General features: G+C 45.9%; 2 protein-coding genes. Both read left to right on the top strand.

The features are described from left to right. The coding region (locus DSM465_RS0117870) for a phage portal protein (protein WP_029761972.1) at nucleotides 1-449 on the top strand (449 nt) is incomplete at its 5' end. Then, complete coding sequence (locus tag DSM465_RS0117875; RefSeq protein ID WP_035498838.1) at nucleotides 424-1,032, top strand: HK97 family phage prohead protease; 609 nt, start codon at nucleotides 424-426, stop codon at nucleotides 1,030-1,032. The genes DSM465_RS0117870 and DSM465_RS0117875, both read left to right, overlap by 26 nt. Nucleotides 1,033-1,172: the final 140 nt, after the last annotated feature.

Below are 1,172 nucleotides of genomic sequence, written 5' to 3' on the forward strand. Positions count from 1 at the left end.
CCCTTAAAGATATTGCGATCAACGAGGCGGTCGAACTAGATAAGCGAACCGTAGCTGGCATGTTTGGGGTGCCAGCTTTTTTATTGGGCATCGGGGAGTTCAACCGGGATGAGTACAACAACTTTATCAATTCGACTATCTTGCCGATTGCAAAAGGAATCGAGCAAGAATTGACGAGAAAGCTGCTTATCAGCCCGGATCTTTATTTCAAGTTCAATCCACGAAGCCTATACGCTTATGACCTTAAAGAGCTGGCGGAAGTCGGTTCAAATATGTATGTCCGTGGCATTATGGAGGGAAATGAGGTCCGCGATTGGCTTGGGCTTTCGCCGAAAGAAGGATTGAGTGAGCTAGTTATCCTAGAAAACTACATTCCTCTCGATAAAATTGGCGATCAAAGCAAACTGAAAGGTGGTGAGAATAGTGGAGCGAACGGTCAAACAGACTAGAAGCCTACAAACGAACATCACAGCAACGCGGGCGGAACAAGATGACGAGATGTACATTGAAGGTTATTTCGCTGTTTTTAACAGAGAAACTGAATTATTCCCAGGTGCATATGAAGAAGTGGCTCCAGAAGCGTTTAACGAGACGTTGAGCAATGATATTAGAGCACTTATCAACCACGACGCTTCTTTAGTGTTAGGCAGAACAAAAGCCGGGACGCTTGAATTAAAGGTGGACAGCCGGGGCTTGTGGGGGCGGATTAAGATTAACCCCCGCGATAGTGATGCGGTCAATCTGTATGAGCGTGTCAAGCGCGGCGATGTCGATCAATGCTCGTTTGGTTTCAACATCATCGAAGAGGAGACCGAGTTCCGGGATGACGGAACAGTCAAATGGCGGCTGAAAAAAGTTGACCTTCATGAGGTGTCAGTTGTAACATTTCCAGCTTATGAGGATACAAGCGTACAAGCAAGAATGCAAGAATACGAGCAACATAAGAAACGTGAACTGGAACAAAGAAAAATTAAGTTAAAGGAGCGTGTGAGAAATGGCATTAAGACAGCTCATGCTGGCAAAAAAAATTGAACAACGCAAAGCAGCGCTGGATGATTTATTGAAGCGTGAGGAAGAGCTGCAAGCGAAAGCAGCGGAGTTGGAACAAGCGATCGAAGAAGCGCAAACCGAAGAAGAAGTTTCAGCGGTGGAGGAAGAAGTCGCAAAGTTGG

The sequence above is a fragment of the Geobacillus thermodenitrificans subsp. thermodenitrificans DSM 465 genome, from assembly GCF_000496575.1.
Lineage (GTDB): Bacteria > Bacillota > Bacilli > Bacillales > Anoxybacillaceae > Geobacillus > Geobacillus thermodenitrificans.